At 42.9% G+C, this 14,032-nt stretch carries 11 protein-coding genes and 2 pseudogenes; 11 read left to right on the top strand and 2 right to left on the bottom strand.

The window, feature by feature from the left end:
• Positions 1 to 53 precede the first annotated feature (53 nt).
• The 8 genes and pseudogenes from AT864_RS06600 to AT864_RS18660 all read left to right on the top strand — a co-directional run bounded on the left by AT864_RS06600 (position 54) and on the right by AT864_RS18660 (position 6,524).
• A complete protein-coding gene (locus AT864_RS06600) occupies positions 54 to 380 on the top strand; it encodes a YnfA family protein (RefSeq protein WP_066147479.1) in 327 nt (108 codons plus the stop codon).
• Positions 381 to 664: 284 nt separating this feature from the next.
• Complete coding sequence (locus AT864_RS06605; protein ID WP_066147481.1) at positions 665 to 1,084, top strand: LD-carboxypeptidase; 420 nt, start codon at positions 665 to 667, stop codon at positions 1,082 to 1,084.
• Positions 1,038 to 2,084: pseudogene (locus AT864_RS06610) on the top strand (Gfo/Idh/MocA family protein). Before AT864_RS06605 ends, AT864_RS06610 begins: the two are co-directional and overlap by 47 nt.
• A 474-nt stretch (positions 2,085 to 2,558) precedes the next feature.
• Positions 2,559 to 3,616, top strand: a pseudogene (locus AT864_RS06625) (Gfo/Idh/MocA family protein).
• Positions 3,613 to 4,581 (top strand): sugar phosphate isomerase/epimerase, encoded by a 969-nt coding sequence (locus AT864_RS06630; RefSeq protein WP_066147487.1) that lies wholly within the window; start codon positions 3,613 to 3,615, stop codon positions 4,579 to 4,581. Before AT864_RS06625 ends, AT864_RS06630 begins: the two are co-directional and overlap by 4 nt.
• 312 nt (positions 4,582 to 4,893) lie before the next feature.
• Positions 4,894 to 5,547 (top strand): bifunctional 4-hydroxy-2-oxoglutarate aldolase/2-dehydro-3-deoxy-phosphogluconate aldolase, encoded by a 654-nt coding sequence (locus AT864_RS06635; RefSeq protein WP_066147489.1) that lies wholly within the window; start codon positions 4,894 to 4,896, stop codon positions 5,545 to 5,547.
• Positions 5,534 to 5,860, top strand: coding sequence for a PfkB family carbohydrate kinase (locus AT864_RS18655; protein WP_275192196.1), 327 nt, complete (start codon positions 5,534 to 5,536; stop codon positions 5,858 to 5,860). The genes AT864_RS06635 and AT864_RS18655 overlap by 14 nt, the downstream gene beginning before the upstream one ends.
• 235 nt (positions 5,861 to 6,095) lie before the next feature.
• On the top strand, positions 6,096 to 6,524 hold the full coding sequence (locus AT864_RS18660) for a carbohydrate kinase family protein (RefSeq protein WP_275192202.1): 429 nt from the start codon (positions 6,096 to 6,098) through the stop codon (positions 6,522 to 6,524).
• Between the two features lie 171 nt (positions 6,525 to 6,695).
• Here AT864_RS18660 and AT864_RS06645 read toward each other — a convergent pair whose 3' ends face one another.
• Both AT864_RS06645 and AT864_RS06650 read right to left on the bottom strand, forming a co-directional pair.
• Positions 6,696 to 7,187: a GNAT family N-acetyltransferase gene (locus AT864_RS06645; RefSeq protein ID WP_066147491.1), complete on the bottom strand. Its 492-nt coding sequence runs from the start codon at positions 7,185 to 7,187 to the stop codon at positions 6,696 to 6,698.
• A gap of 236 nt (positions 7,188 to 7,423) precedes the next feature.
• Positions 7,424 to 8,539, bottom strand: a complete 1,116-nt coding sequence (locus AT864_RS06650) for an FAD-binding oxidoreductase (RefSeq protein ID WP_066147493.1) — start codon at positions 8,537 to 8,539, stop codon at positions 7,424 to 7,426.
• Positions 8,540 to 9,029: 490 nt separating this feature from the next.
• Between AT864_RS06650 and eis the strand changes: the two genes are divergently transcribed.
• The 3 genes from eis to AT864_RS06670 all read left to right on the top strand — a co-directional run bounded on the left by eis (position 9,030) and on the right by AT864_RS06670 (position 13,695).
• Positions 9,030 to 10,211, top strand: a complete 1,182-nt coding sequence (eis, locus tag AT864_RS06655) for an enhanced intracellular survival protein Eis (protein ID WP_066147495.1) — start codon at positions 9,030 to 9,032, stop codon at positions 10,209 to 10,211.
• Positions 10,212 to 10,631: 420 nt separating this feature from the next.
• Positions 10,632 to 11,723 (top strand): acyl-CoA desaturase, encoded by a 1,092-nt coding sequence (locus AT864_RS06660; protein ID WP_066147497.1) that lies wholly within the window; start codon positions 10,632 to 10,634, stop codon positions 11,721 to 11,723.
• Between the two features lie 850 nt (positions 11,724 to 12,573).
• Entirely contained in the window at positions 12,574 to 13,695 is a 1,122-nt protein-coding gene (locus AT864_RS06670; RefSeq protein ID WP_066147501.1) for a PP2C family protein-serine/threonine phosphatase, read from the top strand.
• Positions 13,696 to 14,032: the final 337 nt, after the last annotated feature.

Below are 14,032 nucleotides of genomic sequence, written 5' to 3' on the forward strand. Positions count from 1 at the left end.
GAAGATATCGCTGTGCTTTTTGAATTTTAGGGATGGAAAAGGAAGGAATACATATGTTTGTAGCGATCGTTCTATTTGTTCTGGCGGGATTAGCGGAAATTGGCGGAGGATATTTAGTTTGGCTGTGGCTTCGTGAAGACAAGCCAATGATATATGGAATGCTGGGAGGCCTACTTCTTGTTCTTTATGGGATTATTCCAACTTTACAGCAATTTCCGAATTTCGGTAGAGTTTATGCGGCTTATGGGGGCATTTTTGTTGTACTTGCTGTTCTCTGGGGATGGGGAATGGATCGAAAAGTGCCTGATTCCTATGACCGGATGGGCATGCTTCTTTGTTTAGCTGGCGTAGCTGTCATGTTATGGGCACCAAGACAGTGACCATTTTTTGCTGACATCACTCGGTTTTTGTTTGCCGAACTTACTTTGTGAAAGGCATAGCTTCAAAGATCCGCTGCTTTATGTGTTATTATCAATTTAGTTATTTTTTACAAATGATAGAAATAGAACAAGAATCAAAGCCATTTGGTAATGTGCTATTAACATAGACGGAGAATATCTCGATAGAGCCAGTGGTTTTGCCCATAGCACTCAAGATGAGGCTGGATAAAATGGATTGGAGTTTATCTGTTTGTATGTGTATTTTTACAAATAGGGAGAAAAAAATGGCGTTGCTTCCTAACCGATTGCGTCCTGGAGATACCATTGGCATTATTCCCCCTTCATCGGGGGTTGCGGCTTTATGTCCAAGACGGTTGCAAAGAGGGATCGCCGAATTAGAGAGACTAGGATTTAACGTTGCCGTTGGCAAGCATGCTCAAAAACAAAATGAATATATGGCAGGTACAGTGGAAGAGCGTCTAGAAGATTTACATGATATGTTTGCCAATCCGCGTATTCATGCCATTATGACTACTATTGGCGGCACTTGCTCTCATCAGCTGCTTGGGGAGCTGGATTATACTCTTATAAAGCACAATCCAATCTTAACGGAAGAGGTCCTAAACAACACCGATGTTTTAAGGAGGAATATTTGTGATGAAAAAATTGAAAGTCGGAGTAATTGGGTGTGGAAGTATTGCTAAACACCGTTATTTTACGGAATTTTCAAAAAATTAACACCTAAACATTGTCGCTGTATGTGATAGTAATAAAGAACGCGCAGTCGAAATAGCTAAAAAATATCATGTAACACCTTATACAAATTATGAGGACCTTTTGTCAAATGAAGAAATTGATGCCGTTAGTGTCTGTACGCCCAATTATTTACACGCCCCTATCTCCATTGCTGCCCTAAAAGCAGGGAAACATGTCCTATGTGAAAAGCCAATGGCGACAACAAAAGAAGAAGCTGAGGAAATGATTGAAGCTTCCAAACAAACTGGAAAGAAATTAATGATTGCCCATAATCAACGCTTTGTAAGCTCCCATGTGAAAGCCAAAGAGTTAATTGAAAAAGGAGAAATCGGAAAAATCTACAGTTTCCGCACAGCTTTCGGGCACCCCGGACCTGAAGGATGGAGCGCTGATGGAAGAGACAGCTGGTTCTTTAAAAAGGAGCAGGCGGCAATGGGAACAATGGGCGATTTAGGTGTCCATAAAGCGGACTTAATTCGCTTTTTACTTGGTGAAGAAATCATCGAAGTAGCCGCATTTGTCGAAACAATAGCAAAGGAACAAACAGATGTCGATGACAACGCCGTTTGCCTCTTAAAAACAGAGAGCGGCATTATCGGAACCCTAGCTGCTAGCTGGTCATACAACGGAAAAGAAGACAACTCAACCATCATTTATGGTGAAAAAGGAATTTTACGTTTAGAAGACGATCCAGACTATTCTTTAGTAGTCCAATACAAAAATGGAGAAGTGGTCAATTACAAGCTTAGTGCCATTCAATCCAATGAAGAAGGCGGGCAAACAACCTCTCACGTCATTGACCAATTTGTTGAAAGCATTCTAAACGACCAAGAACCTCCGATATCGGGAGAGGAAGGAATGAAATCTTTGCTAGTCATTCTTGCTGCGTTCGAAGCAGCCCAAGCAAAAAAAGTCGTACCGCTAACATGGGAAAGAGTCAAACAATAAAAGATGTGGGGATCAAATCTCAGGGCGGGAAAAATCCATGTGTTGGGCTTATTTCAGGAGGGAAATCGCAGAGCAGCAGGATCAAGGCATGAAGCTACGGAAAAAAGAACCTCACCCTCGAATAAAAGTGATAAAGCATTCAACGTGGCGGATAGGCATTATTCGAAAATCGTGAAAAAGGGTGCTGAAAACACGAAAACTAGTGCTAAACCGCGATCAAAGCCGCAAAGCTGAAAGGAAAGCCCAGACCCGTAGTCAATGAGCTTCATTATCAAAAAATGTCAATTCGAAGCCGAATAGCAGCGCTTCAACCTCATACAAACTAGCCCGTAAAAGATATGAACCTAGAAATAAAGCACCAACATATAAAACATGAGTGCCGTCCTTTTTATTTGAGAACAGGTTTGTTTGCTTAGTTGTCGAGCTTAACCGAACAAATTCATGAAACGAGACCAACGGCGAAGAGGTGTCACCATGAAAAAATTAAGAGTCGGTATGATTGGAGCAGGGGGAATCGCTACATTTTGCCATATTCCAGCATTTCAGCAATTAAATGAAGCAGCCGTCACGGCTGTTTGCGATGTAAACATCGATAAAGCAAAACAAGTACAAAACCAATTTCATATTCCACAAGTTTACGAGAATTATAAAGATATGCTGCCACATGTCGATGCTGTTGTCATTTGTACCCTGAATAAATTTCATAAGGAAATGACTATTGCGGCACTGGAAGCCGGCGTTCATGTTCTTTGTGAAAAGCCAATGGCGATGAATGCGAGTGAATGTGCGGAAATGATAAAAGCGAAAGAAAAGTCCGGGAAAATATTATGGATCGCCTACCACTATCGCTTTATGAAAGAAGCACAAGCAGCAAAAAAAGTGATCGATGAAGGTGAAATTGGTCATCCGCTCGTTGTCCGTGTCAAAGCATTACGGCGAAGAAAGGTTCCGGAATGGGCGTTTTTACCAATAAGGACTTGCAGGGTGGAGGGTGCCTCATCGATTACGGATGTCATCTATTAGACCTTGCTCTTTGGTTGATGGGAAATCCAAAAGTGAAAGAAGTCACAGGTGCCACCTATAACGTACTTAGTAAAATACTAAATCAAGTAAATGAATGGGGCAGCTTTAATCATGAAACATTCAATGTTGAAGATCATGCGACAGCCTACCTTCGTTTTCAAAATGGAACAAGCCTCCTTTTTGAAACATCATGGTCTGCTAACATTTCGAAAGATGAAGATACTCTTTCCATTTCTGGCGAAAAAGGCGGCTTAGACGTTTTTCCTTTTACCTTAAACTATGCGAAACATGGGATGCTGTTTAATAGTGTGGCTGCCTATATTCCCGAGGAAAAAGAGGAAGGGTTTTTACAGGCAAAAGCATTTGTGGAGGCGTGTCTTGGATTAAAAGAACCTTTAGTGAAACCAGAAGAAGCGATACAAGTTTCACATATAATCGATGTGATTTATGAAAGCAGTGAAAAAAGTAAAAGCATATTACGAACGGAGATGGGAGGAAGTTTGTCATGAAACTAGGCGTATTTACAGTGCTTTTTTCTAATAAATCGTTTACAGACATGCTCGATTACGTGAAAGAAGCAGGATTACACGCAGTCGAAATTGGAACAGGAAACTATCCAGGTTCTGCTCACTGCAACCTTGATGAATTATTAGAAAGCAAAGAAAAGCGCGAGCGCTACCTTAAGGAAGTAGCATCTCGTGGGCTCATGATCAGTGCATTTAGCTGTCATGGAAATCCCCTTTCTCCCGACCAAAAATTTGCGAAGCAATCCCATGAAACGTTTGTTAAAACCATTCAGCTTGCGGAGATGATGGAGGTTCCTGTTGTGAACTGTTTCTCTGGCGTTAGTGGTGACCATGAAAAGGCGAAATATCCAAACTGGCCGGTTGCCCCTTGGCCCAATGAATACAATGATATTTTAAAGTGGCAATGGGAAGAAAAGCTTATTCCATATTGGAAAGAGTGGGGGAAATTTGCTCAAGATCATAACGTTAAAATTGGTCTAGAATTGCACGGTGGCTTTTTAGTTCATTCACCATATACGATGTTAAAGCTTCGTGAGGAAACATGTGAAGCTGTAGGCGCAAACCTTGACCCAAGTCACCTTTGGTGGCAAGGGATTGACCCGGTAGCTGCGATTAAAATTTTAGGAAAAGAAAAGGCTATTCACTATTTTCATGCAAAAGACACCTATATTGATCCAGACAATGTCAATATGTATGGTTTAACGGACATGCAGCCATACGGTAATGTTCAAACAAGGTCCTGGACATTCCGGTCTGTTGGATGCGGTCATAGCCTTCAAGAATGGTCAGATATGATGAGTGCCCTTCGCACATACGGATATGATTACGTCGTCAGCATCGAACACGAAGATCCACTCATGTCGATTGAAGAGGGATTTAAACGCGCTGTCAGCAACTTAAAACAAGTCTTAATCGAAGACCAACCGACCAATATGTGGTGGGGGTAATGGGGGAGGGTGGACCTCTTTTATGAAGGCTTTTGCAAAATAATGGATGGCGCATACTTTAATGAGCAGCAAATATTTTCTAATTCATGAACCTCTCCTACCTCTACTCCGTTAAGAGGCGGGAGAGGTTCATTGTTGGACGTTTACTAGAAGGAAATTCGTGGAAAGAGGTATTATGTGATTTTATATCGTATATTATCGAAATAGCAAGTGGCAAAGCAGTCAATCATAAGAAATCATCATGTTCACGACATGGCCATTTGGAAAACAGGGGTTACACTATAAAACGATAAGAATGGAGGCATGATACTGATGACGTCTCGTTTGCTCCCATTATTGAAAGAGGAAAAAATCATCGCGATCATTAGAGGAGTTTCACAAGATTCCATACAACCAATTGCCGAGGCTTTACAGTCAGGGGGAATGAAATTTTTGGAAATCACAATGAATACCGATGGAGCTTTAGCCGCTATTGCGAAGCTAAGAGAAACATATGAAAACCGCCTTTATATTGGTGCGGGGACGGTGTTAAATCTAGAGATGGCTAAAGAAGCCATACAGGCGGGAGCGCAATATATTATTTCTCCTCATCTAAATGAACAAGTGATTGCTTATTGTGTCGAACAAGGGATCGACGTATGGCCTGGTACGATGACACCTTCCGAGATGTACAGGGCCTATCAGCTAGGGGCGAGCGCTGTGAAAGTGTTTCCGGTCGGAACTTTAGGAGCGAACTATATTAAAGAGGTAAAAGCTCCTCTTCCTTTTATTGAAATGATTGCAACAGGAGGAGTCAATACAAAAAATATGATGACAATATTAAATAATGGGGCCATTGCCGTTGGATTAGGAGGAAATTTAGTCGACAAACAGCTTGTGCAACAAAAAAACTACGATGAACTCACAAAGCGGGCGCGTATGTTTGTTGAGCTTGCTAAAGGGGTTGGCAGCGATGCAGCAAAATAATGATGTTGATGTGGTGACAGTCGGGGAAAGCATGATTCTCTTTCAACCAATGACAGACGGCTCCTTAAGGTACTCTCCTTTATTTACCAAATCGATAGCAGGCGCTGAATCCAATGTGGCCATCGGGCTTACGCGGCTCGGCAAAAAAGTAAGATGGATCAGCCGGCTTGGCTGCGATCCATTCGGCGATTTGATTGTGAGCACGCTTGCCGGGGAGGGAGTCGATGTCTCCTGCGTTATTCGTGATAAGAAGGCGCCGACCGCCATTTATTTTAAAGAATTTAAAGGTTACGGCGACCCAATGATATATTAATATAGAAAATATTCAGCAGCAAGTAAATTTTCCGAAGCAGATATCCAACCTGAGTGGTTGGCCAACGCCCGTCATCTGCATGTAACCGGAATTACGCCCGCACTAGGCGAACGGACGGAAGATTTTATTAAAAAAGTGATGGAGCAAGCGAAAGCAAGAGGATTAACTGTCTCATTTGACCCGAACTTACGCCGAAAGCTATGGAGCGAGGAGCAGGCGCGTTTTATTGTCATTAATGCCGTTGTGCGATATTTTTTTACCTGGATTAGAAGAAGCAAAATTTTTAATTGGTGAGCAGCCGGTCGCAGAGTATGGAAAGCAGTTTTTGCAAATGGGCCCCAAGCTGGTTGTTATGAAGCTTGGACAAGAGGGATCTATTGGCTTTTATCAAAATGAAGCGGTCCAATCCCCCGCTTTTCGTATGGATAAGGTTGTTGATCCGGTAGGGGCCGGAGATGCGTTTGCCGCGGGCTTGCTGTCTGTGCTGTTAGATGAAGATCAGCCGCTCGATGAGGATGTTTTAAACATTTGTTTACCTAAAGCATTAAAGCGAGCGAATTTATTAGGCGCCCTAGCTACACAATTTAAAGGAGACTGGGAAGGTCTTCCTTCCATTCGTGAAGTGGAACAATATATAGAGGGACAGGAAATGATCACAAGATAAAAAGAAACGGCGGAAGATGCGTAAAAAATCTTCCGCTTAGAATGTTGACAAATGCCTTTATCTTGCGTTACGGGCCTCGTTCGTCTGCTCACCCTCTGCTCTATTCCGAACCGGAGAAAAAGCACGCCGTAACTTAAAAACTAGCTTTTTTGACTATTCCGTTATCTGATCTTAAGCATGATCCTCTGATAGATGACGGGGCGCAAGCTCTTTATAAACAAGCTCTCGGTATACTTGAAATCCTTGCTTTGCGTAGAAATTTTTTGCGACTTCATTTTTGCTCCAATAATCGAGCTCTACTAAATAGATGCCTTTGTCTTGTGCCAGCTGGTAAATGTACTCCATCAGTTGCGTGCCATAGCCTTTGTTTCGGACGGATTCGCTAATGCTAATTTGGTGGACGTATATAGATTGATAGGACTGAAAAAATATATTTTCCGGATGTGTTCGTATCTCCAGCCAAGCATATCCACATGCTTGTTCGTTTTCTTCCAATAATAGAAAAATGAAATGCGGCTGGTGGATCACACTTTGAAAAAACCGCTTCATGGCTTCCGCATCATATTTTTTGAAATGCCGGGGATATAACGCAACATGCAGATCGTGAACGTGTTTATTCAATGCGGCAATAGTTTTGTAGTCTGTCGTTTGCGTAATTTTCATCCTCTCGCTCCCTTCTTGCGAACGGTAAGTATATTATTATTCTATCCAAAAAAAACGGGAAGGGCACAACATTTTCGCTTATTCCCAGGTATCTAAGCCAAACCGTCATACGGATAATTGCGGTTTGGCTTATGATTGGCGTGTGAAATAAGCATCCAGTAGCCGAAATGAATTGGGGAGCTTTTTCAACTGAATATCAGCTATGGCGAGGGTTCTTTTTTGTTAGGTGTATTCTCTCATTTTACCGCGCCGGCGATATGGTAGTCGAGTGGATTCAGCTCGGTCGGCTTTCCGACAATGAGCTTGGCAAGCTCAGCGCCCAAGTAAGGCCCTGCTGTTAGCCCGGATGCCCCTAAGCCGTTGGCCACATAAATGCCGGTAAAGCCGGGAAGCGCTCCAAAGACAGGAAGAAACCCAGGGGTATAAGGGCGAAAACCAACTTTTGTTTCGCTATGTGTGCAATCTGATAATCCGGGTGCGATTGCTAACGCTTTATGTAATATTTCATACACTCCTCCTGCGGTTGCTCGGCAGTCGAAACCGACACCGTCTTCATGGGTCGCTCCGACAACGACCCGCCCCATTGGAAAAGTAAGCAAGTATTGATTGTTAGGCGGCATCACGACAGGCCAGTGATCGGTATCTTGTTCTGGCTTTTCGAGATGAATGATTTGCGCCCGTTGCGGCGTGACTAAAAATTCGATGCCGAGCGGCAGCAGCAATTCTTTTGCCCATGCGCCGGCTGCGATGACGACCGCGTCAGCCTGATAATAAGTGCCAGCGACTTCCACACCGTTCACATGCGAATGTTGCTGAACAATCTTGGCGTCTCCTTTTATATAGATGGCCCCCAGCTTTTGGGCGGCTCTCACTAACGCATCGCGCAATGCTTTGCCATTGACGCGCGCTGCTCCGCTGACGTAAACAGCCTCGTAGCCTTCAGCCAGCGCTGGAACTAGCTGTTTTGCTTGTGCAAAGGATAGCTTTGTCACTTCTCCGATTTCCGGCGCTTCTTGGCGGCGCTGCAGTGTACGATCCATCATCTTTTCAAGTTTTTCTTTATCTGTATGCAAACAAAGGGCCCCTACTCGTTCATAGCCTGTTTCTGTTTCTCCATGCGATTGAAGTTCTTGAATTAACGAAGGATAAAATTTGGCTCCGCCTCTGGCTAAGCGGTACCAAACTTGGTTGCGGCGCTGGGATACCCATGGACAGACAATGCCGGCGGCTGCGGCGGTGGCTTGGCCTTTGTCGCCGCGATCGATGATGGTGACGGCTGCTCCCTCTCTTGCTAAATGGTAGGCGGTTGATGCTCCTAAAATGCCGGCTCCTACAACGATGTATGATTTCATGAAAAACACCTTTTCTGTTTATTTTTTCGCACTATTAGAATAGCATAAATCAGACGATTTTCGTAACACTCCCTTTATATGCTGGGCAGTTTCGTCCTAAGAAGCTCTCCGCGATGAACCTCCTCCACCTCCACTTCGCTTAGAGGTGGGAGATTTCTCGGTGAATGATATTAAAAAACTAGGTTTGGCTGGGCTCTCTATTCAATTGAGATTAAGAGGGCTTTCTTGCTAGTGATCTCCAAATGAACAGGTGATAACCGATTTCGACAGTCGATTACTGGCCCTCGATTATAAAAAATGGAAATCTGCTGTGAGTTGAATCTTCTGATGAGAAAGCTGGCATCAACAGGAGATGAAAGTCGACCAAAAAACGAGCAAACCAGAAAATGCATCTATCGTTATAAGGTTTTTATTTTTGCTGGACAAAGGATTTTATAGGAAAAAAAGCGAAATAAGGGAAAAGGATATCGAGAAGAGGGAGGAAGCTATTATGGAATCTGTCCGTTTATTGACGGAAGCTGATTATGAAGAGGTTTTTCGTCTATCAGAATATGCCTTTCAATATAAGCTTACAGAGCAGCAAAAGATGGTTCGCAAACAATGGATGGATAAACAAGAGATTTTGGGAGATTTTGAGAATGGCCAACTTGCTGCAAAAGTGCATTTGCTGCCATTTACGGTTTTTATTCACGAACAAGAATGGGAAATGGGAGGGGTAGCCGGCGTAGCGACATGGCCTGAGCATCGCCGGAAGCGAAAGGTGGCCAAGCTGTTAACAAAATCGTTGGAACGAATGAGGGAGAGCGGGAAAAGTATATCATTCCTCCATCCGTTTCAAGTGAATTTTTACAGAAGATTTGGCTGGGAGCTTTTTGCTTCTTATAAGAAATTAATCATTGAGAATAAGCAGCTCGTCCCATTACCAGAAGCAGCAGGACGAATGGAGAGGGCCTCCCTTCAGAATGTGGATCTGTTAAACAGCGTGTATGAAGGCTATATTCGTTCATATAACGGCGGATTAAAGCGCGATCATTTTTGGTGGGAGCATTTTGTGTTCGCCAAAGCGGAGCATGCGGTATTGTACATAGATAAGGAGCATCAAGCAGCAGGGTATTTGTTGTATGACATGCAAAACCGGCAAATGCATGTGAAAGAAATGGTGGCTCTTCATGAAGAAGCAAAAAGAGGACTATGGAACTTTATTTGCCAGCATGATTCCATGGCAGACCAGGTGACGATTGTGACCACTGTTGACGATCCGCTTCCTTATTTGTTGAAAGAGCCGAGAATCGTCCAAGAAATTCATCCGTACTTTATGGCGCGAATCGTTGATCTAGAACGCTTTTTGCAAGCGTATCCTTTTGTGAAACAAGAGAATCCGCTGTTTTGGCATGTGCATGATGAAGTGGCGCCGTGGAATTCAGCTATTTACCAACTGGATGAGAAGGGAGTGAAGGTATTTCGCAAGACAACAAAAGAAGAATCCGCTTGTCTGCATCCACCCAAACGGGGGCTTTTGCTCGATATGAATACGGCGGCTGCCCTGCTGCTGGGGTATGTGCGACCTTGGTCATTATATCAGATGGGCAAGCTGAAGGGAACAGAAGCCGAAGTCAAACAGCTGGAGGCGATGATTTCGCCAAAACCGACGTTTTTTGCTGATTTCTTTTAAGGGAGGATTGCTGCATCGCCATCATGTCAACTCTTCCCCGTGTCCGCCTGTTCTTCATTAAAGCGGGAGCCTCCTCGCCTGAAAATAATGAAGGTGAGCAGAAAAGCATTGATAAAGAGAATAGAGAATTTCGTTGATTGGGAGCGACATCTTTAAGGATGTCTTTTTTATTTGGAAAATTATCCCCAATTCCATCGATTGGTATATTCAGCTTTAGGGATCGTGCTGATAGAAAGAATAGCAACTGTTAATAATACTAGGTCATAAATCCATTGACAGGACAAATAGGGGAATGTTAAGATAAATCAAACGTATCAACAGTTATGTGATTTTTTTTATAAAATTGTAATTTTTGTTAGGTTGGCCCCTTTTGCTACATTCGATTACAGGCAAAAGGTTAAAGTTGAAAGGAGTTATGATATGAAAAAGTTTCATTCATTCGGTTGGTATGCGGCGCAAATCTCCCCGTATTTGCCGAAAAAAGCATTTCAACCTACCCCATCCCGTCTTTTCCTTGGATTGGTGTATCTATTGACAGTACTTAGTGGTATCCTCGTTATTTCTTTGTTCGATCTTCATGTGATATGGAATACCTTGATTTCTGTTGTATTAGGTTTTAGTTTTGCGGCGCTTGGGTTTTTAGGACATGAAATTTTGCATGGTACGGTTGTGCGGACACCATGGCTACGGGATTTTCTTGGAGCTGTTGCCTTTTGGCCGTTATGCACCGGCCCGAAGCTATGGAGAAAATGGCATAATGCCACACACCATGTCCATACACAAAATGAAGAAAAAGATCCTGATGCATGGCCGAGCATGAGCAAATTGGCACAAAGCCGTCTGTTGCGCTGGATCTATAAAATTCCATTTACGATACGGGCGTTTTTCGCCTTTAGTTCGTTAACGATTATGTTTACGTTTCATTCGATCAGAATGCTTGGTTATTTTCGCAAACAGTTTCAGCCCAAAAATCGCGCTATCGTCTTTTTGCAGTTTATGTTGCCTTGGATATCATGGATTGGTTTGCTGTTTATTGTTGGATTCGCGAATTGGTTTTTTAGCTTTTTATTACCGCTGTTGATCGCTAATTTTATTGTGATGAGCTACATTTCAACCAATCATCGCCTCAATCCTTTAGTTCCTGTCAACGACCCGCTTGCTAACAGTCTTTCCGTTACCGTTCCAAAATGGGTGGATTTCCTCCATTTTAATTTTTCCTATCATACAGAGCATCATCTGTTTCCAAGCATGAGTTCCAAATACTATCCGTTAGTAAAAGAACATATTAAAAGGATGTGGCCAGATCGATATCATGAAATGCCAATGCTCAAAGCATTATGGGCACTCTGGAAGACACCGAGACTTTACTATCAGCAAAACGAATTGGTCGAACCGCGCCAAGGGAACGTTTACGGATCTTTAGGAAATGGGCTGAATCCATCCAGTATTGAATATCGTAAAATAGAACCCGGAACTCAAGAAGGAAGAATAAGCAGTGAAACAGACAGATGAGCAATCCAGAAGAAAGCAGTAACATTTCTTGTTCGAGAGAAAAGACGCTTGATGTTTCGGGAATAGGAGGAATGATACCGATTTCTCTGCTTTCCATACGGTGAAGAGGTTTTGCGGACAGGGATTGCCAATTGCTGAAGAAGCGGCCTCTCATAATCCTTCATTCAATAAAAAGCCCTTTGATGGAGGGGACCATCTGAGTCAAAGGGAGTTAAAAGCGTCGTATCATTTTCTAATGGCAAAGACCATTCATCCTAAGTCTCGCTATTTTTTGTCGACAACAAATGATCAAATCATGTAGGAATCTGTCTTTTTTTATCGAATGATTATAAAGGGAGAGGAGAGGATAGGAATGGTCAATCTGCAATGTCCTAATTGTGGTACAAGTGGGATCGAAAATATTGTGTCAGGTAACAGTGTCAGAAAAAGCAAAGATGGGGATACAAGGTTTCATATCGTATACTGCGTGCTATGCGGGTATATTTATGGAGTGTTTGGAAAAATCGAGACGACAATGTGATAGTCATTTGATTAAAGGCATCCTTCGGGGTGCCTTTTGACTGAAATATGATGATAACAAATTCGATTCATATGTAGCCACGCAGATTCAAAAATACGGAATCGATTGCAAGCCATCATCTTATGGGCTACCGTTGATGATGAAGCTATTTATTCAATAAGGCAACACGATTATTGACACCGTGCGGCCGCCTCTTTGGTTCATTAGGAGAAAGTCATATTGACGATCCGCCATGCATTTGTTAGATTGTACTCAATTGATATGGAAGGCTTATCGAAAATAATGATGCCCGGATAAAAGAGACAGGGGATGAAAAAAGGGTGTTAAACGATGAACATCGTCGTAATTGAAGAGAATCAAGCAGCCGTCATGAAAATGAAAGAAATGTTAAAGAAGATCAAGGGAATATCGATACAGGTGTTTGATCAAATGGATAAGGCCCACGCGTATATGTTGCAAGAAAAGCAGGTTGATGCTGTGTTAGCCAACGTTCAGGCGCTATTAGCGGCGCAAACAGAGCGAAAGCCGTCCATTTTTTTTCAAAAAGATATTCTAGTTGTGGCGATGATTGAATGTGATGACGAGATTGAATACGTTTTGGAGGCCGAAGCGTTTGATTATATTCGTAAACCATTTACAACGACGGAGCTAATCTCCCGCATTCGCTTGGCGTATCGTCAAAAACAAAGGACGGATGAGTCAAAAAGAATGAGGATCGTCCATATCGAGAAAGACAGGCAGCTGTTGGAACTGAAAAGAAAAATGGAAAAGGATTTGCAGCTTGCCCGTTGTATCCAAGAAGGAATGCTCCCATCTTCGATCTACAATGAAGAAATTTGTGTATACGGAAAATATATTCCTTCTTCTCAGCTGTCAGGAGATTTATATTATTGGAATCAAGTGAGTCCTCACGAATATGCGTTTATTGTTATTGATGTGATGGGGCATGGCGTTGCCGCTGCGCTTGTGGCGATGTCGATTCGTTCATTGCTGCCAGGGCTTATGATGCGTGTAACTGATCCGCTGCGCGTGGTTTACGAATTAAACAGGCATACCTTGCGTCTTTTTGAGAATCGGTCCTATTTGACCGCCTTTTATGGTGTTGTCAATACGAAACGAAAAACGCTCGAGTATGTGAATGCCGGACATCCGCCTGCGCTGCTTTTAGAAGGAAGAGAGATGAAGAGATTGAAAGAAGGAGGAATACCGATCGGGATCGTGCCCCAATTTTCTTATAAAAAAGAGAAGCTTCAGTTCAGCGGGCCGGTTTATTTGGCGATTTATACAGATGGAATGATCGAAGCGACCGGAGGGGAATGGGAGAGCTATGTGGAGCGCATTTTGCCAAACTGTCGATCGTTTCAAGAATTTGTGCAGCAACTTGAAGGTAAAATGAATCATCAGCGCTTTGGCGATGATGATATGACATTTGTGGGCATGCATATTTTTTAGGCTACTTCCGCATTCGCTTCGAAATGGAAGATTCCTGCAAGCATAGAAGCATCTTTCGGTTTTTTAGCAGGCTCTCCCCGCCGTTCCAACGGTGAAATGACAACGAATCTTGTAAGTTTGTTCTGGGCTTGTTTTTCGCTGCTTCGAGCCGTGCAGAGACAAGGGCACGTTGAAGATTGTACATGACAAACGACCTATCTTTTCGTTTTTCTAAGAACCACTTACAAGTATAAAAAAGCCCATATGTCCTAGTAATTCCATTCTACTTTGGCTAGTGCCAACCGACATTCCTCTCCCCCTTGTTTATCGGGCAACGCCCTTCATATTCCTGAAGGTG

Origin of the sequence: Anoxybacillus sp. P3H1B (genome assembly GCF_001560855.1) — a bacterium.
Classification (GTDB): Bacteria; Bacillota; Bacilli; order Bacillales; family Anoxybacillaceae; genus Anoxybacteroides; species Anoxybacteroides rupiense.